This is a genomic window from Streptomyces sp. NPDC093149 (assembly GCF_044754145.1).
Classification (GTDB): Bacteria; Actinomycetota; Actinomycetes; order Streptomycetales; family Streptomycetaceae; genus Streptomyces.
Map to the genome: position 1 here is coordinate 43,523 of NZ_JBIVON010000022.1, position 24,531 is coordinate 68,053.

Below are 24,531 nucleotides of genomic sequence, written 5' to 3' on the forward strand. Positions count from 1 at the left end.
CTTGAGCCATGCTGCCGGTCCCGCTCCGGCTGCCTGCCCTGCCGGGGACCGTGGCAGTGGTGGAGGTGCCCGGCCCGGGCGGCGAGATCGCCGGGCTGCGGCGGCGTATCGGCGAACCGGGCCGGGAGCAGGAGGCGCCGGCACGGCGCTTCGATGCCCTGACGTCCCGGCTGCCGGAAACGGGATGGGTGGTGCCGGCCGGCTGACCGGTGCTGAAGGCCGTGCGCGAGGCGTCGCCGCTTCCCCGCGGGGAGCGGGAGGAGCGGACGTCCGTCAGCGGCCCCAGCGCAGCAGGCCGGTGCCCAGCGTCATTCCGCCGCCGAACCCCGCCAGCAGCACCAGGTCGCCGTCGGACGGCTCACCCGCGCGGCAGGCGTCGTCCAGTGCCAGCGGTATCGAGGCGGCCCCGGTGTTGCCGTGTCGCTCCACCGGGAGGTGGACACGTGCCGAGGTCAGTCCGAGCCGGCCGGCCACGCTCCGCAGCATTTCTCCGTTGGCCTGGTGCGGTACGAAGTGGTCGACCTCGTCGGCCGTCACCCCGAAGGCGTCGAGGGTGCCTGTGACGGCGTCCGGCAGTTCCCGCTCCACGAAGTCCCGTACGTCCCGGCCCTGCATCCGGAAGAAGTGGTCGCCGCGGTCGACGGTCTTCTGCGACGCGGGCTTCCTGCTGCCGCCCGCGGTGACACCGATCAGCCCGTGCAGATGGCCGTCGGTGCGCATGCCCGTACCCAGGAGCCCGCGGCCCTCGGACACCGGTCCGAGCACCACGGCACCCGCCCCGTCCCCGAACAGCGGTGCGGTCCTGCGGTCCTCGCGGTCGATGATGCGTGAGTAGACCTCGCTGCCGATGACGAGCGCCAGGCGTCGCCGTCCATCGGTCTCGGGCACGGCCAGCAGCCGGGAACCGGTGTGCAGCGCGGCGATGAAGCCGGCGCACACGGCGTTCACGTCGAAGGCCGCCGCCCGGCGTGCGCCGAGGCGGTGCTGCACGAACACGGCGGTGGCCGGCTGCGGATGGTCGGGGGTGGAGGTCGCCACGATGATCCAGGCGAGGTCCTTCGGCCGGGCCCCGGCGTCGGCCAGGGCCCGCACGGCGGCCTCGGTCGCGAGATCGGAGGCGGCCTCGTGGTCCGCGGCGTAGCGCCGCTCCCGGATGCCGGTCTTGCGTTCGATCCATTCGGCGGTGACCCCGGCCCGGGCGGCGACCGTCTCGTTGCTGACGATCCGTTCGGGCAGGTACGAGCCGGTGCCGATGATCCCGGTGCCGCCCGGGGCGGGCGAGTACACGGTCATGCCGGCACTGCCACCGGTGTCCGGGCCAGCCGCTCCTGGACAGTGCGGAGCACCTCGTCCTGTTCCTCGACGAGGAAGAAGTGCCCGCCGGGCAGGACCCTCAGGCCGAATCCGGACCGGGTGTGGTTCACCCATGCCTGTACGTCCTCGACGCGTGCCTTGGGGTCCTGGTCGCCGGTGAACGCGGTGACGGGACAGTCCAGGGCCGGTCCCGGGCGGTAGCGGTAGCCGCGCACCGCCCCGTAGTCGGCGCGCAGTGCGGGCAGGATCATGCGCAGTGTCTCCTCGTCGTCGAGGAGCGCGCCTCCGGTTCCGTTCAGCTTCCGGATCTCCGCGACGACCTCCTCGTCGGTGCCCGGCTGCCACTCGTCGCCGCGGTCCAGCAGGGGGGCGCGGCGGCCGGAGACGAACAGTTCGGCGGGACCGTTGCCCGCCGCTTCCATCCGGCGGGCCACCTCGAAGCCGACGACGGCGCCCATGCTGTGCCCGAACAGCGCGTACGGCCGGTCCGTCCACGGCCCCAGTGCCTCGGCGATCCGGTCGGCCAGCGCCTCCAGGCCGGTGACGGCCGGCTCGGTGCGGCGGTCCTGCCGGCCGGGGTACTGGACGGCCAGGACCTCCACCTGTGGCGAGAGCTCCCGCGCCACCGGGAAGTAGAAGCTGGCCGAACCACCGGCGTGCGGCAGGCAGACCAGGCGCAGGGGTGCGTCCGGAGCGGGACGGTAGTTCCTGAACCAAGGGCTGTCGGGGATTCCCGTCATGAGTTCTCCTAGCCGATCCGAGTGAAGCCGCGATAGGGGCCAAGGATGGCTGTGCGCACCGCCCCGGGGGTTCCCCTAACCGGCCCCTAGGGCCGGCGTGTGCGTTCAGAGGGGGCGGACAGGGGTGCCCCGCGGCGGTGCCGTGTCCCACGCTGATGAACGGTGGCCGGCTTCGCCCTCCTCGGCTCTCAAGAGAATTCAGGGAATTCACGTGGACGAGATCATCAGTGCTCTTCTCTCCGAGGACGCGACGGCGCAGGATTTCGCGGGTCTTCGGCTCCCGGAGAGCTATCGCGGCGCCGTTGTCCGCAAGGAGGACACCGGCATGTTCGAGGGAATGTCCTCCGCGGACAAGGATCCGCGCAAGTCGCTTCATCTGCAGGATGTGCCGACCCCCGAGCCGGGTCCGGGCGAGGCCCTGGTCGCCGTCATGGCCAGTGCCGTCAACTACAACACCGTGTGGTCGTCGATCTTCGAGCCGCTGCCGACCTTCGGGTTCCTGGAGCGGTACGCCAGGCGGTTCCCGGGCGCCGCCCGCCACGACCAGCCGTACCACGTCCTCGGTTCCGACCTGGCGGGCGTGGTGCTGCGCACCGGCCCCGGTGTCAACGCCTGGCATCCCGGCGACCGGGTCGTCGCGCACTGTCTGTCGGTGGAACTGGAGTCCTCGGACGGCCACGACGACACGATGCTCGACCCCGAGCAGCGGATCTGGGGCTTCGAGACGAACTTCGGCGGCCTGGCGCAGCTCGCGCTCGTGAAGTCGAACCAGCTGATGCCGAAGCCCGAGCACCTGAGCTGGGAGGAGGCGGCGGCTCCCGGTCTGGTCAACTCGACCGCGTACCGCCAGCTCGTCTCGCGCAACGGTGCGGGGATGAAGCAGGGCGACAATGTGCTGATCTGGGGTGCCAGCGGCGGACTCGGTTCGTACGCCACGCAGTTGGCGCTGGCGGGTGGTGCCAACCCGGTCTGTGTCGTCTCCAGCGAGCAGAAGGCGGACATCTGCCGGAGGATGGGCGCGGAGGCGATCATCGACCGCAGCGCTGAGGGGTACAGGTTCTGGAAGGACGAGCACGACCAGGACCCGCGCGAGTGGAAGCGGTTCGGCACGCGTATCCGTGAGCTCACCGGCGGCGAGGACGTGGACATCGTCTTCGAGCACCCGGGCCGCGAGACGTTCGGTGCGAGTGTGTATGTGGCGCGCAAGGGCGGCACGATCGTCACCTGCGCCTCGACGTCCGGTTACAAGCACGAGTACGACAACCGCTATCTGTGGATGTCGCTGAAGAGGATCGTGGGCTCGCACTTCGCGAACTACCGCGAGGCGTGGGAGGCCAACCGGCTCGTGGCCAAGGGAAAGATCCACCCGACGCTGTCGAAGGCGTATCCGCTGGAGGAGACCGGCCAGGCCGCGTACGAGGTCCACCGCAATCTCCACCAGGGCAAGGTCGGTGTGCTGGCGCTCGCCCCGTGCGAGGGGCTCGGCGTGCGGAACGAGGAACTGCGCGAGAAGCACATCGGCGCCATCAACCGTTTCCGGCAAGAGGAGGCGCGGACCTCATGACTGCACAACAGACCACCGCACCCGTGACGGGCATCGTCGGCCTGGGCTCGGCGGGCGAGGCCCTCCTGCATCTGCTGCACCGCGCGGGTCACACCGTCGTCGCCGTGGACAGCGACCTCGACGTCCTGGCCCGGGTGGCCGGCCGGCTCAAGGCCGCCCTCGCCGCCGAGGACGGCCCGGTGCGCCCCGACGTCGCCTTCACCGCCGACCACACGGCGCTGCGCGCGGCCGGTCTGGTCATCGAGGCGGTACCGGACGACCCGGCCGTCAAGAGCGATGTGCTCGGCAGGATCGCCGCGGTCTGTCCGCCCGGCACCCCGGTGGTGACCACCACGGCGGCGCTGTCCGTCGCGCGTCTGGCCGTCGCCACCGGCCGCCCGGGCGACGTCGCGGGGCTGCGGCTGTTCATCCCGCCCGTCGCCGGCAGCCCCGTCGAACCGGTACGGACGGCTCTGACCTCCCCGGACACTGCCGCCGCCGTGGACGCGCTGGTGGCATCGGCCGGGCTCGACCCGGTCGCGGTCGGCGCCCGGCCCGCCGCCGACGCCACGGCGCTGGTCTACGGGTTCCTCAACCGTGCCGTCATCCTCTTCGACGAGGGGTACGCCACCCAGTACGACATCGACACCGCCATGCGGCTCGGCTGCGGACTGCCGGCGGGCCCCCTGGAGACGCTCGACCGTATCGGTCTCAGGACCGCGCACACCGCGCTGACGGAACTGTGGCGGCGCACCGGCGACAGCGCCTTCGAACCCGCCCCGCTGCTCAGCCGGATGGTCGCGGCCGGACGGCTCGGCCGCACGAGCGGCGACGGGTTCTACGCGTACGACGAGACCGGTGCCGTGATCGGCTGTGCGGCCGATGGCCCCGGCGACACGGATGTCGCGGCGGTGCGGCGGGTGGGTGTGCTCGGCTCCGGTGCGATGGCACGCGGTATCGCCGAGGTCACGGCGGGGGCCGGGTACCCCACGGTCCTCGTGGCCCGCACCGCGAGGAAGGCCGGCCGGGCGCTGGAGGCCATCGACGAGTCCCTCACCCGAGGCGTTCGGCGGGGCAGGGTCACCGTGCAGGTCAAGGCATCGGCCGGTGAACTCCTCACCGGCGCCGACGACATGGCGGCGCTGACCGACTGCGATCTGGTGATCGAGGCGGTCGCCGAGGACATCGGCGTCAAGCGCGCGGTGTTCGCGGCGCTCGGCGAGATCTGCGCTCCCGGCGCCGTGCTGGCCACCACCACTTCGAGTCTTTCCGTCGCCGAGTGTGCCGAGGCGTCCGGCCGCCCGGCCGATGTCGTGGGAATCCACTTCTTCAACCCGGCGCCGGTGATGAAACTGGTGGAGCTGGCGCACACCGGGACGGTGGGCCGGAAGGTCCTGGCCACGGCCCGTGCCTTCTGCCGCACCCTCGGCAAGACGGCGGTGGTGTGCCCGGACCGTGCCGGCTTCATCGTCAACAGTCTGCTGTTCCCCTACCTCGGCGCGGCCCTCGCCCTGCTGGATCGGCACGACGTGGACATCGAGGAGACGGACCACGCGATCCGGTCCGGATTCGGCTACCCCATGGGCCCGTTCGCGCTTTTGGACGCCATCGGTCTCGATGTCTCGCTCGCCATCCAGAACCGGCTGTACGCGTGCTTCCAGACGCCCGAGTACGAACCGGCTCCCGCCCTGGAGGAGTTGGTGGCGGCGGGAGTGCTGGGCCGCAAGAACGGGCGGGGGCTGTGCACCTCGGCCGCGCGTCGCTGACCGTTCCCCGGCCCGGGGCCCGTCCCGGGGGTCAGGGCCGGGGCCGCGCCGTCACGAGGCCCGCCAGGTCCAGGCGGGACTTCACGCACAACTTGCGGTAGATCCGGGTCAGATGCTGCTCCACCGTGCTGGTGGTGACGTACAGCCGGGCCGCGATGGCCCGGTTGGTGCATCCGTCGGCCGCCAGCACCGCGACCCGCCGCTCGGCCTCGGTCAGAGCGGCGGCCGGGTCGCCGTTCGCGGTGTCCTCGCTGCGCAGGGCCCGCAGGGCGACGGCGGCGGGGGTGCTCCAGTCGGTGGCGCCCTGCGGCTCCAGGCGCCAGGCGGCCAGCAGGTCACGGCAGGCGTGGAAGTCGCCGAGAGCGGCCTTCGGGCGCCCGACGGCCAGTTGGTAGTGGCCTCTGGCCAGCAGATAGTGCAGTCCGGCCCGGGTGTGGAACATCGTGGCGGGCACGGGGGTACGCAACCGCGCCGCTGCTTCCTCGTACGCGCCCCGGCGGGTCGCGGCCAGCACCGCCGCGGACAGCGGCATCCCGATGGCCACCCCCCAGGCCCCCGGCGACAGCAACGACAGCGCCCGGCCCGCGTGCTCGGCCGCGACGTCGTGTGCGCCGGTCCGTTCGTGCACCACGGCCGCCGCCGCGGCGGCCACCGCCCGGCGGGCCGGGGTCGCCCGCGTGCCGTCCGCGCCGGCCAGCAGCGCACACCACCGGGCGGCCCGCCCGGTCTCCCCCGTGTGCAGCAGCGCCGACAGGACGGCGGCGACGGACGCCGGTGGCGCGTGGTCGTAGACGATCGACTCCAGTACGCGTTCGGCAGCTTCGTCCCGCTGCTCGGCCGCGCCTTCGGCCGGCTCCCGGCCGGTCCCGGCCGCGTCGTGCGGGAACGGGCCTGTGCCCGTATCCGGGTAGACGTACGCCAGCGCTGCGGCCGGCTCGCCCGGCGCGCCGGGGTGGTGCGGCTGTGACAGGGCCCGCGCCGCCCCGGCCGGGCGGCCGTGCCAGAGCAGCAGCCCCACCACGCCCGCGGTGTCCATGGCGGCGGGCGACCGGGCGCCGAGGTTTTGTTCGAGGTCGGGCAGGTGCCGGATCACGGCTGCGGGATCGGTCTCCCACTCGGCGCGGGCCAGCATCGTCAGCAGCCCGGCTCCGTCGTGGCCGCCGGCCCGGTGGGCGGTACGGAGGAAGTCCGCGGCCTGCCGTGCCCGGCCGGAACTCATCGTGTGCCGGGCCGCCTCGGTGAGCACCGTGGCGGCCCACACCGGGCCGGGCCGGGCACCGGCGGTTTCGGCGGCGACCAGGTGACGGGCGACCGTGGCCGGTTCGGCGCCGTTCTCGTACAGCATCCGGCCGGCCGCGGTGTGCAGCCGGTGGGACTCCTCGGCGGACAGTTCCTCCAGCACGGCCGCCCGCACGCCTTCGTGGCGCAGCCGTCCGCCGTCGAGCAGTCCGATCGTGTCGAGTTCGTCCAGGCAGGGGCCGACGGCGTGTTCGGGGGTCTCCAGCAGCCGGGCGAGCAGGGTGAGTGTCGAGGCGTCGGCGAGCACGGCCAGGGCCCGCGCGGCCGACACCGCCGGGGCACCGGCTCCCCGCAGGCAGCCGGTGACGGCCCGCCGGAACGCCGTGCCCGCCACCGGGCGGGAGGGGCGCACCGGTTCGCAGTCCCGGTGGTCGTCGAGCAGCCCGCGCAGCAGCCGTGGGTTCCCGCCGGTGAAGCGGTGCCAGTCGGGGGCGAGCCGCCTCGCCGTGGGCGGGTCCATTCCGCCGCCCGAGGGCGCGGCCAGGAAGTCGGCGACGCCGTCCTTGTCGAAGGTCGTGAGCGGTAGGGAGGTGCAGCGGGGATGTCTCAGCAGTTCGGCCAGCGGCAACGGCAGCGGGGTCCGGGAGCGGGGCCGTGGGCGGCCGCTCATCACCAGCAGGATCCGGCTCGTCGCGAGGCGTCCGCACACGTACAGCAGGCACCGGGCGGAGGCCTCGTCCACGTGGTGGACATCGTCGACGAGGACCACCACGGGGGCGGTCGCGGCGAGGTCGCGCAGGGCGTCGTGGAGTACGGCCGGGGCGTCCCCGGGCTCCTCGCGCGAAGTGGCGCCCTCGAAGGAGTGCCGTGGTGAGGGACTTCGTGCCCGGTGGTGGTATTCGGCGTTCGGTCCCGCGCCGCTGAGCAGCTGCCCCACGACCCCTGAGGGCAGGTCCGTCTCGGCCGGGGACGCGGACGCGTTCAGCACCAGCGCGCCCGAGTGTCCGGCCTCCTGTGCGAAGACTTGCAGCAGGGCGCTCTTGCCGGTGCCGGGGCTGCCGGTGACGAGCGCCGCGTGGCCCTCGCCCCGCCGGGCAGCTTCGAGGAACTGCCCGAGCAGGCCGAGTTGTGCGCCGCGCCGCGCCAGCCGCACCGGCAACCCCCAAGTCGTCGGGCGGCCCTGGTGGCCGCCGTCCTGTTCCGGGAAGTCTGCACGGGAACATGGAAGCTTCGCTGGTACCGGACCGGAGCCCCGCTCGAGCCGCTCGTGCGCACTTCGGCCGGGGCTGCCCTGCAGCAGGTCGTTTCTTCTGCGGGCGCGACGTCCGCCGGGGTGGCGGCTCGGCAGCAGGGCCGTGTGTCCGGCGGGGGCGGCGGATCGCCGCCGGGCCGGCTCTCGGACTCCCCGCCGCCGAAATGGTCCGCACCGGGGGCCGTGAGGCGCCGTGCGGGCGTGAGGCGCCGTGCGGGCGTGCCGTGATGGCCGCCGGGGACGTCGATGACGAACTCCCCCCGGGGGCGAGCGGGGGCAGGTGGCAGCTGGAGCCGCGCGTGACCCCCGCGAGGACGAGGGGCGGGCCGAGGGAGGCGGAGGTGACCGGGCCGGCGGTGATTCCCCGGCGTCGCCCGTCGCCGTCCGCGGCGGTGGCAGCAGTGACGGCGGTGACGGGCGCGGCGGAACAGTGCCATCGTGTCCCGGAATTTTTCGGCTCCTGCGGCGGCCCGCGGCGGTGGCACGGTCGCACAAGGGGCTCCTTGGCCGGCTGCCGGCCTGCGTGCGGGTGCGGCTGTCGTCGGCGGGCGGCCCGCCGGCCCAAGAACCTGGAGCCCCTCTGTCGCCGTCCCCTGCGTCTACGCGGGCACGGTCACCGGTTGCGGCAGTGGCAGCAGCCGGGGCGCCCCGCGGGCCCACGGAAATCCGTGGTGCAGCTGGAAGACGGGCGGCACATCGGTCCCGGCCGCAACGGCGACGGCCGCCAGCACATCGGGCACCGGCTCCAGTTCGAGGAACCGCCACGGCAGCGCGGCCTCGGTCCCGGGCGGCCGGAAGCCCCGTACGCCCCGGTCCTCGGCCAGGGTGAACGCGAAGCTGTCGAAGGGCAGTTGGAGCCCCAGCCCGCGTGCCTTGGAGTACGCCTCCTTCAGCGTCCACAGCCGCAGCACCCGGCGGTCGCGGGGACGGCCGGGCGCGGCCTGGGCCACCCATCGCTGTTCCTCGTCCGCGAAGGTTTCCACGATCGTGTCGAATCCCTGGCCGTCGCGGTCGAGGCGCTCCACGTCCACCCCGATCCGATGGCGCCGGACGACGCCGAGGAAGTTGTGGCCATGGGCGTGGGACAGGTTGAAGTCCAGCTCCCGGCCGCCGCGCGGCAGCCCTTCGGCGGGTTTCTGCAGAAACGGCCGGCCCCGTGAGGAACGCCAGATCACGGCCTCCGCCTCGGGCACCCCGCTCTCCAGCGCCAGCACCCGTCGTACGAGTGTGTGGGCGACGAGGTACTGGCGCCGGTCGCGTTCGAACAGGAACCGGCTCGCGATCTCCTGTTCGTGCTCGTCCAGCCAGTGCGTGGCCAGGGTGGCGGCGACCCCGGGGGTGAGTTCGTCGTTGGGGCAGAACCACAGTTTGACGGGTTCGGGCCGGTCCGGTGCGAGCCCGGTGGCGGAGTGCTCCGCCGGTGGGAGGCCGGTCATGTGTCCCTCCTCGTCCCCTCCGCGGCCTCCTGGTGTCCGAGCCACAGGGGACGGCGCAGGAAGGCCGAGGGGGGCAGCGGCACCAGGGCGCGTGCGGGGCCCGGTCCGGGGTCCAGGGCGGCCCAGTCGATGTCGAGCCCGGACAGCCACAGGCGTGTCAGTTGCCCGATGCGGCCGGCGCGCCACAGCGCGCCGAGGTAGTCGCGGGTCTCCGGCACATCGCCCAGGCCCAACGGATCGGATCCGCCCGTGCGCAGATCCGCGTAGCGCGCATCGCTGTCGCGGGCATGGCTGTTGTGCGTGTCGCCGCCGGCTTCCTCGGCGGTGGCGTGCTCGGACACGAACGTGCTGAGCGACTGGACCAGTTGGGGGATGTCGCGGGCGAGGAGCGCGATCCGGCAGGGGCGTGCGGCGCGGCCTGTGCGCAGGGCGCGGGCCACGTCCGCCAGTGCCGCCGGCTCGTCACCGGTGCCGGTGTCCCCGCTTCTGCCGTGGTCCGGGGTGAGCCAGGCGGCGAGGCGGGCGGCGGTGGCGGCGAGATGGGCGGGGGTGGGGGCGGACAGCAGGATCAGCTCGTCGCGTTCGCCGGTGTCCTCGCACGCGTCGTCCTGGCCGTTCTGCGGGTGGGCGTCCGGGACGAACTCCTCCAGGACGGCCCGGGCGTCGAACGGCCCGCCCGCACCGGTGACCTCGACGGCGGCCGTCCGGGGAAGCTCATGGCCCCGCGCGTCGCGGGGCCGCGGCCAGGGCGTGGCCGTGTCCCTGCCCCGGGCGGGCGCGAGAGTGCCGTGCCGCAGCTGGAGCACGGCGGCGGTCAGGGCCGCGAGACCGGTGACGGCCCCGGCGTGGCCCACCCGGCAGGCGGTGGTCTCCCGGGTCTCGCGCAGCCCCGGTGTGCCGGTTCTGGCACTGGGGCCCGTGGAGGTGGAACGTATGACGGCGTGCACATGGTCGCCGTCGGAAAGCGCGCGGGCGAGCGGTTTGAGTACCACGGCGCCCACTCCCTCCCCGGCGTTCTGCCGGCCGCGCGAGGGGTGCAGCAGCAGTTCGGCCCCGCCGGCCACGGCCGCCGCGCATTCCCCGCGCCGCAGCGCGCCGACGGCGAGGTGCACCGCGACGAGGGCGGAGGACTCGCCGGTGTCGACGGCCTGCGCCGGGCCGCTGAGTTCGAGCAGGCCGGACAGCCGGCCCGCCATACTCCAGTGGCCGCTTTCCGGCATCTGCCGCCCGCCCCGTGCCCAGGCCTCGGCGGCCACCAGCGCGTAGTCGGCGGCGCTGACGCCGACGAACACCCCGAGGCCGCGCGGCGCACCACCGGGGCCGGTCAGGGTGTCGAGCCGGGTGCCGGTGCAGCCGGCGTCCTCCAGTGCCTCCCAGACCGTTTCGAGGAAGAGCCGCTCCTGAGGGTCGATCAGGCTCGCCCGGTGGTCGGTCAGCCCGAAGAAGTCCGCGTCGAAGTCGGCGGCCCCGTCAAGGAAGTGTCCGCGCTGCCCCGCGCCCAGTGGAGGCGTGCCGGGGCGGCCGGTCGGCGCGGCCGACGAGGTGTCCCGTCCTTCGCGCATGTTCTGCCAGTAGGTGCGCAGATCGGGGGCGTGCGGGTATCGGCCGGCGATGCCGACGACGGCGAACCGGTCGTCGACGTCAGGGACTTGTGTGCTGTGCGGGAGCTTTGGCGGTGTGTTCGGCGGGATCTTCGGTGTGTTCGGACCGGGGGTCTGTGAAGGGGCCCGGTCCGAAGCCGGTGACAGAACCGGTTGCGGGCCGGGGGCGGGCGCGGCCTCCAGTTCGGCCAGTAGCCGTACGGCCTGTCCGCGCTCCAGGGTTCCGGCCTTGAACCGGGTGAGTATTTCGCGTTCGTTCATTGTCTTTTGCCTGTTCACGCCCGCCTGGGCAGCAGCGTGAGCGCCTCGTCGATGGACAGCCGGTCGTCGCGTACCGCGTCGAGGAGCGCCTGTACCCCCAGGGGTTCGGGCTCCGCGGTGGCTGTCGCCGGAACCGTTGTCACCGGGGTCTGTGCGGCCGCCGGGGCCGTCGTCGGTGCCTTGGTGAGGAGGGCGATGTGCGAGGCGACCGCGGCGAGATCGGGGTGGCTGTGGAGTGTGGCTGCCCGCTCGCTCGTGCCGAACGTGCGGTTGATGACCGCCACGAACTGCGCGCCGATGATGGAGTCCACCCCGAGCAGGTTGAAGGCGGTCGTGGGGCCGATGTCCCAGGGGTCGCAGCACAGGATGCGGGCCAGTTCCTCGCGCAGGAGGTCGAGGATCTCCCGTACCCCCGGGCCCGGGGGTACGGTCGCCGGAGCCGGCCCGCCCGGCAAGGGCGGGGGTGCCGAGAGCGGTGTGGGCGAAGCCGCGGCGACGGCCGGGGCGATGACCCGGATCTCGGGCCCGGACAGCGGCGGCCCGTCCGCGGCCGTGGAGCCCCGCGGTCCCAGCTCGTGCGCCATGTGCCGGGCGAAGGCCAGTGGAGTGGGGTGGTCGAGCAGCGCGGCGGCCTTGACGGCCGTGCCGTACCGGGTGTTCACCGTGGCGACGAACTCCACGGTCAGCAGCGAGTCGATGCCCAGCGACCGGAAGGTCTGCTCGGGATCGATCTTCTCGGGCTTCAGCCGCAGGACGCCGGCGAGCACCGTGACGAGCTCGGTCACCACGTCGGGGGGCGGCACAGCGGCATGCGCCCTGAGGGAGGTCTGACGTTCATGGGGCATGGATGGGCTCCAAAGTGTCCGTCCCGGCTGGCCGACGAGGGAAGTATCGAAGGTGCGTTTGAACGGGGGCAATCGCCGCCCGTGCTGAACCGTGCGGGCACGGCCTGGTCCCCAGGAGGGACCGCTGCCCCGCGACTACGTCGTACGAGCGAGCTGTGTCGCCGTACGCGGTGGGCGCGGTGTCAGGCCGCGCGTTCCCGGGCCGGGCTCCCGGCGGCGGCCGGCGACCGGGTGTTCCCGCCACCGGCGGTGACCGGCGACTGGGTGCTTCCGGCGGTGACCGGCGGGTGGGTGCTTCCGGCGGTGACCGGCGGGTGGGTGCGGTAGTCCGCGATGTCGTCCTGCGGTACCAGTGCGGACAGCAGCGGCTTCCACAACGCCGTGACGCGGTCGCTGAGTTGCGGGTGCGGCATACCGGTGCCGGCCAGCACGCCGATTCCGCACACTGTCGCGGACAGCAGCGTCTCGGGTCCGTCGTACGTCTCGCGGTCCTGCAGTGCCCCCGCCTCGCGGGCCTGGCCGAGGAGCCGCAGCACCTCGGTGATCCAGGTCTGGTGGAAGTCGGTGACGGGCGGCTGCCGCCCGGTGCACTCGTTGGTGATCCGGAAGCCGGCCCGGATGACCGGGTCGTCGTGGAACGTCCGGGCCAGCCAGTGCGTCATGTCGATGAGCACCTGCACCGGCGGCACGCCCGCCTCTTGGTGCTCCGTGATGAAGTCCTGCACCATGGCGCGGCCCCGCTCCTGCACCGCGTCGGCGAGTGCGTCCTTGGAGGCGAAGTGGAAGTACAGCGCTCCCTTCGTCATCCCCGCGGCCCCGGCGATCTGCCCCAGCGTCGCGTTGGCGTAGCCGTTCCGGTTGAACATCTGCGCGCCCGCGTGGACCAGCCTCTGGCGAGTCCGCTGCGATCTGGCCTGCATCTCGACCGCCTTTCCCCTCAGCCGACCCGGCTGAGACGCTCGCCGCCGCCACCGGCGGCGACCGGGTCGAGGGCGGGCTCCGGACCGGACATCAGGATCGAGCGCTGCAGCCGCCGCAGTCCGGCGGACGGTTCGAACCCCAGCTCCCGCACCAGAACGGCGCGCAGTCGCTGATAGACGTCGAGTGCCTCGCTGCGGCGCCCGGAGCGGTGCAGCGCCAGCATGAACTGGCCGTGCAGATTCTCGTGGGTGCGATAGCGGCTGACCAGCACGGTCAGCTCTGCCAGCAGTTCACGGTGCCGGCCCAGCCTCAGATCGGCCTCGATGCGCTGGTCGAGGGCGCAGAGCCGGGTCTCCTGCAGCCGCCGGGTCTCCATCTCCAGCTGCGTCCCTGCCTGGACGTCGGCGAGTGCGGATCCGGTCCACAGCGAGAGCGCTTCGCCCAACTGCCGGGCCGCGCCCGGGAAGTCACCGGCGTCCATCGCCCGGTAGCCCAGCCCTGCCAGCCGCTCGAACTCGCGCACATCGCTGGTGCCGCCGTCGGTGTTGAGGAGGTAGCCGCCCGGTGTGGTGACGAGCACGTCCTTGGCGGAGCGCGGCTCGGCCCCCTGCGGATCGTGCCTGAGAGCGGTCGCGATGAGGTCCCGCAGCTGCAGTACGTAGGTCTGCAGCGTGGTGCGTGCGCTGCGCGGCGGGCGGTCGCCCCAGAGTTCCTCGATCAGTGTGGCCACGGGCACGACCTGGTCGGCGTGCAGCGCCAGCAGGGCCAGTACCTGTCGCGGCTTCGGCGCCGTCGGCGTCACCGAGAGCCCGTTCTCGCGGACGGCCAACGCGCCCAGTACATCGATATCCACGCCGTTTCCCCTATCCGTGCATGAATGGTGAGCCACTCCGAAGTACCCTGAGTAAAAAACAGGACACACGGTTTGTCAATATCAAACCGTCCGTACTGTTTTATTTGGCGCCTTCGATGCCGCCTGACCTGGGGGTCTCGCGGATCGCACGCAACAGAGCCCCTCCGCATCTCGGAGGCGAGGAGGGGGCTTCGACAGGGCCACCCCCTGCCGAACCCTCAAAACAGCATGATCAGTCTGTTGCTCGTGCCGTCGGCATCACGGTGCGCCGGAGGCCGCCGGCCGGGGACGAACTGACCGGCACCGGCTTTCGCCGGCTCGCGAGCCTCGGCAGCATCAGGTCCCAGAATCCGGTGATCGTCTCCTCGGACAGCCACCCCCTGTCCTCGCTGCCGAGCACTTCAAGGCCCACGGTCACCGCCACGATGGCGGACGAGGCGTCGTGCGGGGACACCCCTTCGGCCAGTGCGCCCTCGGCCTCGGCGCGCCGCAGCATGTCCTCGATCCACCGCTGCCACTCCCGCCGGAGCCGGGGCTCCGTCCCCCGGGCCGGGTCACCGCCCAGCTCGAAGCCGGCCCGGATCACGACGTCGTCGGCCAGTCCGCTCATCAGCTCGTGCGTGGTGTCCACGAGCGCCTGCAGAGCGCCGCCTCCCCTGTCCGTCCCCTCGTCGGTGATCCGGCGCACGGTCTTTGCCGCCTCGTCCTCGACGGCCTGGGCGAGCGCCTTCTTGTTCTCGAAGTGGAAGTGCAGCGCACCGTTGCTCACCCCGGCGCGGCGGCTGATCGTGGAGAGCGAAGCGGGTGCGAAGCCCTCCTGCGCGAACACTTCGGCGGCGGCACGGATCAACGACTGACGTGTGCGCGCCGCACGGTCCTGCTTGACCATCAAATGTCTCCTGATTACGGGACTCAGCGGCACGGCCCCCGAACGGGGCGGTCCCATCGCGCCCCGTCGTTCCTGGCTTACTGAGGCGGATCGCCGTGCCTGCGGGACGGCAGGCCGGCGTGCTTGGAGCGGGCCGCGGCGAGCGCGGCGATCAGTGCCCCGCGCGTCCCGGCGGGGTCGATGACGCCGTCGGCCGGGCCGCGCCCGGCGGCGTAGTACGGGTGCGTCGGTTCGGTCCTGTGCTCCTTGGCCATGTGCCTGTGCAGGGCTTCCGGGTCCCCGGCGCCGGCGGTCCGCCGACGGGAGACGGCGCCGGCGGCACGCTCGTCGCCCGCCGCCGCGATCTCGCCGGCCGGCCGGGCGCAGGCCGGGTCCGCACCGGTGGACCGGCCGTCCGTCACGGTGTGCGCACCGCCGTACGCCTTGCGCAGGACCAGCGAGATCCTCGGCGCGGTCGCGCTGCGGTACGTGTGCGGCCACTTCGCGCCGTACCTGATGATCCCGCCGTGCTCCTGGTCCACACCCGGTAAGAACCCGGGCACGCCGGGAAGGGTCACGATCGGCAGACCGGACGCGTCACGCGTTCGGACGAAGCGGCGGGCCGCGCCGCCCGCGCACGGGCCGGGCATCACGCCGGTCCGCGGGACGGCACCGCAGGCCCGGGGGCCGCTCCGGAAGGTCCCGCCGTGTCCGGCGAACGCAAACACACCCTCCCGGACACGGGCGCCCGCGCCGTCGTCCAGCGGGACCGGCGGGGCACCGGCCGAGACGGCCATGCCCGTGATCCTGTGGATCTCGGGGGCGCGGGCCCCGCCCGGGGTGCCGCCGGAGATCCGAAAGCCGTGCGCGCGGACGAAGACCGTACGGCCGCCGGCCGTGCCCCAGCCGGTGATGACACCATCGGTGTACGGCCCGTTCGCCTCCGGGCCGAAGCCGGCCGCCCGGCGCCGGCGGAGCTGCCCGGCCTTCTCGAACGAACCCGGACCGAGAAGCGGCTCGATGCGCTCACGTGCCGTCAGCTCGCCCCTGGCGTGCTGCGCCTCGGCCGCGCGGCCACCCGGTGCGCGGCGGGCCTGCCCGCGCGGTGCCGGCGGTTCGGCCGCACCGCCACGGGTGCCGCCCGGCCCGCCCGACCCGGCCCTCCCCACCGACATGCCACAGCCCCTCTCGACGTCGCCTCTCGACACCGCAGAGCAACAAACCATATACGCGGTTTTTCATCTGCGGGTGGTCCCACCTGCACCACCTCGTCAGCCGCCGCCCTGCCGCCGGCTGCGGGGTGCCCTGTACGGGGCCCGTTCCCGGCGCCGCCACACGGCCGGACGGCCCGCCGCGCCACTCCCGCACCCACGGCCCCCGGCCCGGTTCCTCGCGAGCACGGTGAGCAAGGCCCTGGTGAGAGCGCTCGGTTCATCCTGATTCGCCCTGCCGTGCTCCACTCGCACCACGTCGGCCGCGTCACGGCGCAATCGGCCCACGAAGGCCCCCTCTGCCGTCGGAGAACCCTGGAGCAGCAAGGTCGAGCGGCGGTCGAGCGGCACTCGCGGGGGCGCCCGCAGGGGCGCTTCCCGGGCGGAAGGAGGGGGTGCGGAAGCCGCGTCGCCGGCGGAATCGATGCTCGTGGCGCCGCTTCTGCCGGGTGTGAGGGAACGGTAGAAATTAAACCGGGTGGTATGTATCTTTGGTGTCCCGCGAGGGGCTCACCCGTTCTCGTCACCGTTGTTCTTGGGGGAAAGATGACTGCGGCAACGATCCAGCTTGCTCACCCGCTCACGAACGAGGCGCCCGTACGGGAGGGCCGGACGGCTGCGTCGGCCGCACCTCCGCTGTTCCGCTTCCCGTCGCTGACGACCACGGTGCCCAAGGAGTTCGTGCACCGGGCGGCCGTCGCCGAGGTCATGCTCACCGACTGGAGGCGCAAGGACGACGCCCGCTTCGAGGTGACGGCCCAGTGGCCTCGCGGGCACAGCTTCTTCAGCCCCATCGGCGCACATCACGACCCGCTGCTGGCGGCGGAGACGATCCGTCAGGTGGGCTCGCTCCTCGCGCACGCGGAGTTCGGTGTCCCGTTCGGCCACCAGTTCCTGATGTGGGACCTCGAGTACGCCGCCGAGCCCGACCGGGTCCTCATCGGCGACACGCCCGCGGCACTCGACATCGACGTCACCTGCACCGAGGTCAAGCGGCGCGGCGGCGCCCTGGCCGGGCTGCGCTACGAGGCGGTGCTCCACCGCGACGGGAAGCCGGCCGTGCGGGGAAGCGCCGCCTACACCTGCACCACACCGGCCGTGTACCGCAGGCTCCGGGGGGACCGCTGCACCCCCGAAGGCGTGTCCCGGCTCCCCCTCACGGCCCCCGCCCCGCCCCGGAGCGTCGGACGCGTCTCGCCCGCCGACGTGGTGCTCTCCCCCGTCGGGGAGACGAATCGCTGGCAGCTGAGAGCCGACACCCGCCACCACGTCCTCTTCGACCACCCGGTCGACCACGTTCCGGGCATGGTGCTCCTGGAAGCGGCCCGGCAGGCGGCGGCAGCGGCCCTCGGGAGCTGCGGGATGCTGCCCACCGGCATCGCGAGCGAGTTCCACCGGTACGCCGAACTGGACACGCCCTGCACGATCCAGGCACAGCACCTGCCCGACGCGGCAGACGGCCGGAAGTCGGTCCTGGTGACCGGCCACCAGGACGGGAACCTGGTGTTCACCTCCACGGTGAAGGCGCTGTCACCCGAGAGCTGATTCGCCCGTGCCGGTGCCTTCGCCCGTCATGAGGCCGCCTCGGGGGCGAAGGCACCGGCATGATCCCCGGCCCACTCGCAAAACGCCCGGGCGGGCCGCCCGGTCACCTCGCAGACCCCGCTTCCCACAGCGGCCTTGGCTCCGTCCCGCTGCCGCCGCGCACTGCTCAGCAGCGCGTCCGCCAGTTCGGGCGGGTAGCGGCGCAGCAGCGCGGCGCGCGCTTGCTCCGGGCCCAGTTCCTCGAAACGCAGCGGCACCCCGAGCACCCGCGCGAGCAGCCGTGTCTGCTGCACCGCGCTGATCGCCTCCGGCCCGGTCAGCGTGTGGACCGCGCCCTCGTGTCCGTCCTCGGTGAGCGCCCGCACCGCCACCTCGGCGATGTCGCGCGGGTCGACGCACGCGTTCACCGATGTTCCGTACAGGGCACGCACGACGCGCTCCGAGCGGACCGGTCCTGCCCACGAGAGGCAGTTGGACATGAACGAACGAGGCCGCAGGACGGTCCAGTCCATCCCGGACCGCCGCACGAGCTCCTCGTTGGCACGCTGCCAACGGGTGACCAGGTCGTCGGCGAGCGCGTCGGTGACCGAGGCCGCGGACAGCTTCACGACGTGACGCACACCCGCCGCCCGCGCCGCCCGGAGAAAGACCGCGTCGTCGTCACCGGCGACCCGGTTCGTGACGAGGAAGGCCCTGCGCACCCCGCGCAGCACCCTCGCCAGCGAGTCGGGGTCGGTGTAGTCCCCGGCCACAATCTGCGCCCCGGGCCGTGTGACAGCGACGCCTGCGGGGTTCCTGGCCATGAGCCGCAGCGGCACGCCGGGCGGGAAGGAACGCACCACTTCCCGGCCTACCGTCCCTGTCGCACCCGTCACCAGAATCATCGCGGCACACCCGCCTTCCGCCCCGGCTTCCCGGCAGGGTCCGCGAAGCAGACCACCGCGCCGCGGTTCGCCGTGCCACCGGCCCCGCCGTGCGAATCGATCACGTCGTACTCCCATTCGCTGTGAGCGCCGATCACTGTAAGATACAAACTAGCCGGTTTTTTTCAGGCGTTCTTTGATACATCGACCATGCAGGTGGAGGAGGCGAGAGTGGCGAAGCAGGATCGAGCCATCCGTACACGTCAGACGATCCTGTCGGCAGCGGCCAGGGTGTTCGAGAAGCACGGTTACCAGGCAGCCACGATCATCGAGATACTCGCCGAGGCGGGAGTCACCAAGGGGGCCTTGTACTTCCACTTCCAGTCCAAGGAAGAGCTGGCCCAGGGGGTGCTGAGCGAGCAGGACCAGCACCTGGCCCTGCCCGGCCGTATCTGCAAGACGCAGGAGGTCGTGGACGTCATCATGCTGCACGCCTACCGGCTGCAGACGGACCCCATGGTCCGCGCCGGCGTACGGCTGTCCCTGGACCAGCAGGCGCACGACCTCGACCGCAGCGGCCCCTTCCTGAACTGGGGCGAAGTCCTGACCGGACTCCTGGAGAAGGCGCAGGCCCAGGGAGAACTCCTCCCCCACGTCGTGCCCCGGGAGACCTCCGACGTCCTGGTGGGCTCTTTCGCCGGCGTCCAGGCAATGTCGCAGGCGCTCAGCGGCTACCAGGACCTCGCCGAGCGGGTCCGCTCCCTGCTGCGTCATCTGCTGCCCAACGTGGTGCTCGCGTCCGTCCTCGCCTCGGTGGACCTCTCGCTCACGCGAGGGGTGACGGTCTTCACCGAGCTGACCGAAACGCACGACGAGGAGACCGCCGTCCCGGTCGGCTAGGGCGTGTCCCGTAATCCGCGGTGGATCAGCGCGCGGCGTCGGATGCGGTGCATCGCAAGGCGGAGGGGCGTCCACATACTGGATGCATGTGGACGTTCCGACAACGCGGCGAGGTGCCGTAGCCGTCGTCGCGTGCCCGCCGGGGATCACGGGACAACCCTTAGGCCGGCACCCTTTCCGGGGCGCGGACGGACACCGGCCCCGGGCCCGTGTCCGTCCCGAAGAACGCCGCCAGCGCGCCGGCCAGCGGTCCGCCGCCGTCCGACGCCCAGGCGACGTATCCGTCGGGGCGCACGAGCAGCGCCGAGCACGGCACGGCGCGCGTCGGCAGGCAGCGGACGACATGCAGGGACCGCGCCCAGGCCCGCGCCGTGTCCGCGTAGCACCCGGCCCCGTCACCGAAGAGCAGCAGGAGCGGTTCACCGCTCTCCCCCAGCAGTCCGATCACGTCCGACGGACCCCTGGCGGTGGTCAGCTCGATGTTGTGCAGAAAGGTTCCTTCCCAGGGGGACCGGTGGCGGGGGCCCGTCGGGAGCACGGTGTCCTGGGCACTGATCATCCCGCCGAGGAAGTCATTACCGCCGCCCGACTCCAGAAGCCCGGTGAGCAGCATCCGCAGGGAGTCGAGTTCGGTACCGGGGCGCATCAGCGCAACCTGGGCACGGGTGTTGTCGATGACCCGCTGGGCAGCGGGCCGGCGTTCCGGCCCGTAGGTGTCGAGCAGTTTGTCGGCCGCGGCTCCCCGCACCACGAGGGCGAGTTTCCAGCTCAGGTTGAGGGCGTCCAGCACACCCGTGCTCAGACCCTGCCCGCCGATCGGGAAATGTACATGCGCGGCATCCCCGGCCAGGAAGAAGCGCCCGGCACGGTAGGTCCGGGCGAGCCTGGTGAAATCACTGAACCGGCTGAGCCAGCGGGGGTCGGTCATCGTGATGCCGTGCCCGGCGATCCGCGACACTTCCCCGCTCAACTCGTCCAGGGTGACCGGCAGATGCCGGCTGGAAGAAGCATCTCCGCAGGCGAGCGTGTGGATGAGGGTGCGGCCCCCGGAGCCGTTCTTGACGATGAGCCAGCCCTCGGGCGTACGGTGCCAGCCCACCGGGACGGCCTGATCGTCAGGGATGCGGACCAGACCCATCATCGCGGACATGGTCGGCGAGCTGACGCCGGAGGCGATCCCCGCCATCTCACGGACCGTGCTGCGCGCCCCGTCCGCCCCCACCACGTACGCGGCAGTGAACGTCCGGCGCCCCTGCGGGCCCTGCGCAGTGACCCGCACCCCGTCACGGCCCTGCACCATGTCCGTCACCCGGTGTTCGCGCAGCACCCGCGCACCATTGGACCGCGCCCGACCCTCGAAGAGCCGCTCGAGTTCGACCTGAGGGAACTTCAGGATCGGGTCGGGCTCCGTCTCCGGGGCAGTGATCGACAGGCCCGGAATACCCGCGAAATGGAAGGGCATGGTAGCCGTCCGGCCGACAGGCCGGAACAGCGGCGCCAGGAAATAACCACGCCGGGCCAGGCACTGCACCGCCCGGGCATGAAGCGTGGTGGCCTTGGGCCTTTCGGACACGGCAGCACCGGACTCCAGGACCACCGTATCCACACCCTGCGCCGCCAGCTCCGCCGCGACCAGCAAGCCGACCGGCCCTCCCCCGACCACCATCACCTGTGCATGCATTCGCCCAGCCATCCCGAGCCTCCCCCTCTTCCCACTTCCGCCCGGAGCATCCCCACGCCCCTAATCGCCAACGGACCACATACGGAAACACCGGCGAGCACCCCGACCCGTTCAGAACACCCCGGCACCCCCCACCAAGAAATATACCGGTTGGACGGTTCTTTGCAATGCCGCGACCTCAACCCGCCCCCTCCACCTCGGAACAGAAACCACATCAACAAAAACCAGGCCAGCACACAAGAGAAGAAACAGAGCACATACCCGCGATTCAGAGAACATCCGGAACACAGACGAAAGCAACACAACAGTCCGCATTCCACGAAAAGACAAACCCGTCCCAGACCACAGGACAGAACAGACAACCAGACCCACAGGACCCAGCCATCACCAAACCACCCCGACCACCAAACCACCCCGACCACCAAACCACCCCGACCACCAAACCACCTCGACCACCAAACCACCTCGACCACCAAACCGCCTCGACGCAAGCCAAACCCCCGGCCATCACCTCACCACCCCGCCACCACACGCCCCGCGGCCCGGAACGAGCAGCACGCCCACCACAACAGAAAAAACCCACCCACAGCCCACCACCACCCAAAAGAAAGACCACCGCCAAGGCCGCCGGCCCCACCGGCACGCGACCACCGGCGCCCGCCTCGTCACCCCGGTCCGCTCCGGCGCAAGGTCCGAGAACGGAACCCTGACCGAACGAAAGCAGGCCACCACCGACAGTCCGGGCTCGTGGGCGGCGGCTTCAAGGGCATGGAATCGCAACCCTGCCCGTTGTTGACCTGCGCCGCCCCCACGGGCTCCCTCTGCCGGACCGGCAAGAGCAAGGCGGCGATCCGACACCACACCGCCCGCTCCCGTCTCGCGCCCGGGCTCGCCAAGGCACTCGACGCGCCGGCCCCTCCCGCACGAAGGCCGGGCCCGGCACGGACCGAACCACCACGGCCCGTCAGCGCCGACGCCGAACCGGCCGGCCACATCCGCCCCCGGCCATGCCCGCGCCTCGGCCACCCGTCCACGCCCCGCCGGCCGGAAGGACGCGGGCAGACCAGTCCCTCACCCACGCAAGACCGAAGGAACCCGGATCGCCCCGAAGACGCAACTCCACGCCCCATCGGCCGGGAAGATCCGGGCAGCGCGGACCCTCGTCTACGTAAGGTCGAAGGGGGCCGGGTCGTGTCGCTCCCAGATCCGGCGGGAGGCCTCTTCCGGGTAGGGCAGGGTCTTCGACTCGATATCCAGGACGCGCGTCAGCCGCCGCTCGGGCCGGTGGGCGGGCCACCCGGGGTCACCGGCCGTGGCGAAGCGGACCCATCCCCGCTGCAGTTCCAGGGACACCGCCGAGATTTCCGGCGCCGGCCGGTCGCCGAAGAAGTGCCGGCCGGCGGGGCTGTCCAACGTGCCGAACGCCAGGGGAACGTCGAGGCTGTGGCAGGCGCCCAGAACACCGCCGGACACCGGAGCCGCCAGTTGCAGCTCGAAGAGGAACGACGTACCTCCGGCCGCCTGGTTCGCCTGGGCCAGCTGCAGTGAGGGCATCCGGAAGAGGGCATCGGAGTACACCAGTTCAAGCAGTTCCTCAGAGGTGGCCCGCGGGTGGGCGGCACGGTAGGCGTCCGCGCCGCCCGGTGCCGGGGCGAACAGATCCAGGGCCGTACGGGCCTCGTCCTCAGTGAAGGTGCCCAGCCGCCCCATCATGACGCTGAACAGCCGGAACTCATCGCGGGTGTGGCCGACCAGGAGCTCGATCCCGCCCGCACGGCCGCCGGCCAGCGCCCTCCAGGGCGTTTCGGTGAGCACCACACCGTCGAGGACCGGGCACACGGCGACACCGATCTGCGAGAGCCGGCCCCAACGCTCACGGTGACCTGGAAGGCCCGCACCAAGAGCGGTGAGCTCGCCGACCAGGCGCAAGGGACCGATGCCGGACAGGGCCTCGGCGTCAGGTGCCGCACCGACCCGGCCCGCGAGCACCGCGGCAACCTCTTCCGCCATCCCGCGGGTGCACAACGACCCCGGCACCGAATGCACGATGGCCCTGCGGAACAGCCCGCGCGCCCGCTCCATCGTCAGCAGCGCCGCGATCGACCCCGCCCCGGCGGACTGCCCCGCCACCGTGACCCGGTCAGGATCTCCGCCGAAAGCGGCAATGTTGCGCTGCACCCATTCCAGGGCCGCGATCTGGTCGAGAAACCCGCGATTGGCCGGGGCGCCCTCGACAAGAACGAAACCCTCCACCGCCACCCGGTAGTTGATGCTCACCACGACCAGGCCCGCACCGGTCAAAGCCGCAGGGTCATACATCGGATCACTGGAGGCCCCCGCGATGTAGGCACCACCGTGAACCCACACCAGCACGGGCAGCCCGGCCGCCCCCAGGACCGGGGTGCTGACATTGAGCGTGAGCCAGTCGTTCCCGGCCGACCTCTCGGCCGTCGGCCCCGCCTGCGCAACCACCGGACCGAACCCGGTCGCCCGCCTCGCCCCGTCCCACCCCTCGACCGGGACAGGCGCCTGGAAGCGCAACGGCCCGACCGGCGGCTGAGCATAGGGAATACCACGGAACACCACATGCTCCCCGAGCCGGAACCCTTCGACAAGGCCCTCCGCAGTCCGTGCTCCCGGTCGTCCGGACATGCCACACCCCTCCCCCACGAACGGACCCCCAACCTTCACCAGCCAACTGTAATATGTCAACTGTATTGAAAAAGGAGGAGGCCGACGATGCCCAAGCAGGTGGATCACCGCGAACGCCGCGAGACGATCGCCCGAGCACTGTGGCGCACAGTGGAACAACGCGGCATCGCGCACGCGAGCGTCCGCGAAGTGGCCCGGGAAGCGGGCATCTCCCACGGCGCGGTGCAGCACTACTTCACCACCCGCGAAGAGATGCTGGTCTTCGCCATGGACTTCGCGTCCGAACAGACATCACGGCGCGTCACCGAAAGCATCACAGGACTCGGCGACCCGCCACACCCTCGCGACATGCTCCGCGCGATGCTCACGCAGATGCTCCCCCTGCACCCCGACGCACGCGCGACGAGCCGGATGAGCGCCGCCTACGTCCTGGAAGCACTGCACAACGCGAGCATCCACACACGCGCACACGACGGACTGGCCCACGGCCGCGACCTCATCGAGCAGATCGTCCGCCAGGCCGTCACCGACGGCCACATCAGCCCCGACCATGACCCGGCGACCGAGACCAACCTGCTCCTGGCACTCACCGGCCTGACGCCGCTCATCGAACTGAGCGTGATCACCCCCCAGCAAGCCCTGACCGCCGTCGACCAGCACCTCAGCCGGCTGTTCACCACCAAAGCCTGACCACACCCCACCACCGGCGGCCGCATCCCTGCACGGACACCCCGTCAAACACACCCGCCGCACACCAGACACCCACGAGCCCGCACGACCCCCTCGAAACCTACGACAGGCCACATGTCAAGCAGCGACTTGCCGGTACTTTCCCACGCCCCACGGCCACTGCGGGTGAGTAGACGTCAGAAGATCACCTGCAAGGACTAACTGCCTTTCAACTCCCCACATCCACAAGGCCTTTGACAGAAGCCCAATCCCTGACCCAGCGCCGCGAAGGAGCCCCGCATACCCGATCGGCCCACCAGAACAGGGGGTTCCGATTTGCTCGATATGACAGCAATAAGGGGTGTTAGTAC

At 71.9% G+C, this 24,531-nt stretch carries 19 protein-coding genes; 6 read left to right on the forward strand and 13 right to left on the reverse strand.

Annotated features, from left to right (window positions below; translation table 11 throughout):
* The first annotated feature begins 8 nt into the window (after positions 1-8).
* Positions 9-206 (forward strand): hypothetical protein, encoded by a 198-nt coding sequence (locus tag ACIQCZ_RS36890; protein ID WP_402289565.1) that lies wholly within the window; start codon positions 9-11, stop codon positions 204-206.
* Between the two features lie 67 nt (positions 207-273).
* Here ACIQCZ_RS36890 and ACIQCZ_RS36895 read toward each other — a convergent pair whose 3' ends face one another.
* Both ACIQCZ_RS36895 and ACIQCZ_RS36900 read right to left on the reverse strand, forming a co-directional pair.
* Entirely contained in the window at positions 274-1,293 is a 1,020-nt protein-coding gene (locus ACIQCZ_RS36895) for a 3-oxoacyl-ACP synthase III family protein (protein ID WP_402289568.1), read from the reverse strand.
* Positions 1,290-2,054 (reverse strand): thioesterase II family protein, encoded by a 765-nt coding sequence (locus ACIQCZ_RS36900; RefSeq protein WP_402289570.1) that lies wholly within the window; start codon positions 2,052-2,054, stop codon positions 1,290-1,292. Before ACIQCZ_RS36900 ends, ACIQCZ_RS36895 begins: the two co-directional genes overlap by 4 nt.
* 211 nt (positions 2,055-2,265) lie before the next feature.
* Between ACIQCZ_RS36900 and ccrA the strand changes: the two genes are divergently transcribed.
* A complete protein-coding gene (gene ccrA / locus ACIQCZ_RS36905) occupies positions 2,266-3,618 on the forward strand; it encodes a crotonyl-CoA carboxylase/reductase (protein ID WP_402289572.1) in 1,353 nt (450 codons plus the stop codon).
* Positions 3,615-5,363: a 3-hydroxyacyl-CoA dehydrogenase family protein gene (locus ACIQCZ_RS36910; protein ID WP_402289573.1), complete on the forward strand. Its 1,749-nt coding sequence runs from the start codon at positions 3,615-3,617 to the stop codon at positions 5,361-5,363. The genes ccrA and ACIQCZ_RS36910 overlap by 4 nt, the downstream gene beginning before the upstream one ends.
* 31 nt (positions 5,364-5,394) lie before the next feature.
* Here ACIQCZ_RS36910 and ACIQCZ_RS36915 read toward each other — a convergent pair whose 3' ends face one another.
* From ACIQCZ_RS36915 to ACIQCZ_RS36950, 8 genes are all read right to left on the reverse strand, one after another.
* Positions 5,395-7,755: an AAA family ATPase gene (locus tag ACIQCZ_RS36915; RefSeq protein ID WP_402289605.1), complete on the reverse strand. Its 2,361-nt coding sequence runs from the start codon at positions 7,753-7,755 to the stop codon at positions 5,395-5,397.
* 698 nt (positions 7,756-8,453) lie between these two features.
* Entirely contained in the window at positions 8,454-9,290 is an 837-nt protein-coding gene (locus tag ACIQCZ_RS36920; protein ID WP_402289575.1) for a 4'-phosphopantetheinyl transferase family protein, read from the reverse strand.
* Entirely contained in the window at positions 9,287-11,152 is a 1,866-nt protein-coding gene (locus ACIQCZ_RS36925) for a beta-ketoacyl synthase N-terminal-like domain-containing protein (protein ID WP_402289577.1), read from the reverse strand. Before ACIQCZ_RS36925 ends, ACIQCZ_RS36920 begins: the two co-directional genes overlap by 4 nt.
* Before the next feature lie 14 nt (positions 11,153-11,166).
* Complete coding sequence (locus ACIQCZ_RS36930) at positions 11,167-11,997, reverse strand: acyl carrier protein (protein WP_402289579.1); 831 nt, start codon at positions 11,995-11,997, stop codon at positions 11,167-11,169.
* Between the two features lie 182 nt (positions 11,998-12,179).
* Entirely contained in the window at positions 12,180-12,917 is a 738-nt protein-coding gene (locus ACIQCZ_RS36935; protein ID WP_402289582.1) for a ScbR family autoregulator-binding transcription factor, read from the reverse strand.
* 17 nt (positions 12,918-12,934) lie between these two features.
* Positions 12,935-13,771 carry a BTAD domain-containing putative transcriptional regulator gene (locus tag ACIQCZ_RS36940; RefSeq protein ID WP_402289584.1) on the reverse strand — a complete coding sequence of 279 codons (837 nt, stop codon included), beginning with the start codon at positions 13,769-13,771 and terminating at the stop codon, positions 12,935-12,937.
* A 232-nt stretch (positions 13,772-14,003) separates the two neighbouring features.
* The gene (locus ACIQCZ_RS36945) at positions 14,004-14,660 is read right to left on the reverse strand and encodes a ScbR family autoregulator-binding transcription factor (protein ID WP_402289585.1); all 657 of its coding nucleotides are present in this window, start codon (positions 14,658-14,660) and stop codon (positions 14,004-14,006) included.
* A gap of 77 nt (positions 14,661-14,737) precedes the next feature.
* On the reverse strand, positions 14,738-15,814 hold the full coding sequence (locus tag ACIQCZ_RS36950) for a carboxyl transferase domain-containing protein (RefSeq protein WP_402289588.1): 1,077 nt from the start codon (positions 15,812-15,814) through the stop codon (positions 14,738-14,740).
* A gap of 582 nt (positions 15,815-16,396) precedes the next feature.
* Between ACIQCZ_RS36950 and ACIQCZ_RS36955 the strand changes: the two genes are divergently transcribed.
* On the forward strand, positions 16,397-17,395 hold the full coding sequence (locus ACIQCZ_RS36955; RefSeq protein ID WP_402289591.1) for a ScbA/BarX family gamma-butyrolactone biosynthesis protein: 999 nt from the start codon (positions 16,397-16,399) through the stop codon (positions 17,393-17,395).
* A gap of 26 nt (positions 17,396-17,421) precedes the next feature.
* Here ACIQCZ_RS36955 and ACIQCZ_RS36960 read toward each other — a convergent pair whose 3' ends face one another.
* Entirely contained in the window at positions 17,422-18,279 is an 858-nt protein-coding gene (locus ACIQCZ_RS36960; RefSeq protein ID WP_402289594.1) for an NAD(P)H-binding protein, read from the reverse strand.
* Positions 18,280-18,489: 210 nt separating this feature from the next.
* On the opposite strand from ACIQCZ_RS36960, the gene ACIQCZ_RS36965 reads away from it, so the two are divergent.
* Entirely contained in the window at positions 18,490-19,158 is a 669-nt protein-coding gene (locus ACIQCZ_RS36965) for a ScbR family autoregulator-binding transcription factor (protein ID WP_402289596.1), read from the forward strand.
* A gap of 160 nt (positions 19,159-19,318) precedes the next feature.
* Here the strand turns inward: ACIQCZ_RS36965 and ACIQCZ_RS36970 are convergent, their stop codons facing one another.
* Positions 19,319-20,851 carry an FAD-dependent monooxygenase gene (locus tag ACIQCZ_RS36970; RefSeq protein ID WP_402289599.1) on the reverse strand — a complete coding sequence of 511 codons (1,533 nt, stop codon included), beginning with the start codon at positions 20,849-20,851 and terminating at the stop codon, positions 19,319-19,321.
* Between the two features lie 1,152 nt (positions 20,852-22,003).
* Positions 22,004-23,491 carry a carboxylesterase/lipase family protein gene (locus ACIQCZ_RS36975; protein ID WP_402289601.1) on the reverse strand — a complete coding sequence of 496 codons (1,488 nt, stop codon included), beginning with the start codon at positions 23,489-23,491 and terminating at the stop codon, positions 22,004-22,006.
* Between the two features lie 87 nt (positions 23,492-23,578).
* On the opposite strand from ACIQCZ_RS36975, the gene ACIQCZ_RS36980 reads away from it, so the two are divergent.
* The gene (locus ACIQCZ_RS36980) at positions 23,579-24,181 is read left to right on the forward strand and encodes a TetR/AcrR family transcriptional regulator (protein ID WP_402289603.1); all 603 of its coding nucleotides are present in this window, start codon (positions 23,579-23,581) and stop codon (positions 24,179-24,181) included.
* The last annotated feature ends 350 nt before the right edge of the window (positions 24,182-24,531 follow it).